1 protein-coding gene is annotated in these 1491 nt (G+C 33.7%); it reads left to right on the plus strand.

The window, feature by feature from the left end:
* The first annotated feature begins 503 nt into the window (after window positions 1–503).
* Window positions 504–704, plus strand: coding sequence for a hypothetical protein (locus SAGCYANO_RS42805; protein ID WP_202225568.1), 201 nt, complete (start codon window positions 504–506; stop codon window positions 702–704).
* The last annotated feature ends 787 nt before the right edge of the window (window positions 705–1491 follow it).

The raw sequence follows: 1491 nt of genomic DNA on the forward strand, positions 1-1491 counted from the left end.
ATTAACATCCAAGAAGTATCAGTAGAGGTGAAAATTTCCTACTTCCTATGGCAAAAATACAACATATTCCTCCCATAAGAAGTACAGAGATTAACAATTAAATAAATGCAAGTCAGGCAATCTAGCCATCCATAGGTCTATCTCACCCTTAATGGAATCTGCTGTATCTTTCTTTTTGTTTTTGATTGAGAGGAAAGATTGACTTTTGACTTCAGCTATACTCACCTGATTCTTAGATGTAGATTATGGCAATTAAAAGAAGTCAGAAGTCAGAAGGAAGAAGTCAGAAATGTATCAATATAAAATTAGCATCCAAGAAGTATCAGTAGAGGTGAAAATTTCCTACTTCCTATGGCAAAAAATACAACATATTCCTCCCATAAGAAGTACAGAGATTAACAATTAAATAAATGCAAGTCAGGCAATCTAGCCATCCATAGGTCTATCTCACCCTTAATGGAATCTGCTGTATCTTTCTTTTTGTTTTTGATTGAGAGGAAAGATTGACTTTTGACTTCAGCTATACTCACCTGATTCTTAGATGTAGATTATGGCAATTAAAAGAAGTCAGAAGTCAGAAGTCAGAAATGTATCAATATAAAATTAACATCCAAGAAGTATCAGTAGAGGTGAAAATTTCCTACTTCCTATGGCAAAAAATACAACATATTCCTCCCATAAGAAGTACAGAGATTAACAATTAAATAAATGCAAGTCAGGCAATCTAGCCATCCATAGGTCTATCTCACCCTTAATGGAATCTGCTGTATCTTTCTTTTTGTTTTTTCTTGATGGCAAATATTGACTTTTGACTTCAGCTATACTCACCTGATTCTTAGATGTAGATTATGGCAATTAAAAGAAGTCAGAAGTCAGAAGTCAGAAGTCAGAAATGTATCAATATAAAATTAGCATCCAAGAAGTATCAGTAGAGGTGAAAATTTCCTACTTCCTATGGCCAAAAATACAACATATTCCTCCCATAAGAAGTACAGAGATTAACAATTAAATAAATGCAAGTCAGGCAATCTAGCCATCCATAGGTCTATCTCACCCTTAATGGAATCTGCTGTATCTTTCTTTTTGTTTTTGATTGAGAGGAAAGATTGACTTTTGACTTCAGCTATACTCACCTGATTCTTAGATGTAGATTATGGCAATTAAAAGAAGTCAGAAGTCAGAAGTCAGAAGTCAGAAATGTATCAATATAAAATTAACATCCAAGAAGTATCAGGAGAGGTGAAAATTTCCTACTTCCTATGGCAAAAAATACAACATATTCCTCCCATAAGAAGTACAGAGATTAACAATTAAATAAATGCAAGTCAGGCAATCTAGCCATCCATAGGTCTATCTCACCCTTAATGGAATCTGCTGTATCTTTCTTTTTGTTTTTGATTGAGAGGAAAGATTGACTTTTGACTTCAGCTATACTCACCTTATTCTTAGATGAAGTTTATCGCAATTAAAAGAAGTCAGAAGGAAGAAGTC

Origin of the sequence: Okeania sp. KiyG1 (assembly GCF_014132355.1) — a bacterium.
Lineage (GTDB): Bacteria > Cyanobacteriota > Cyanobacteriia > Cyanobacteriales > Microcoleaceae > Okeania.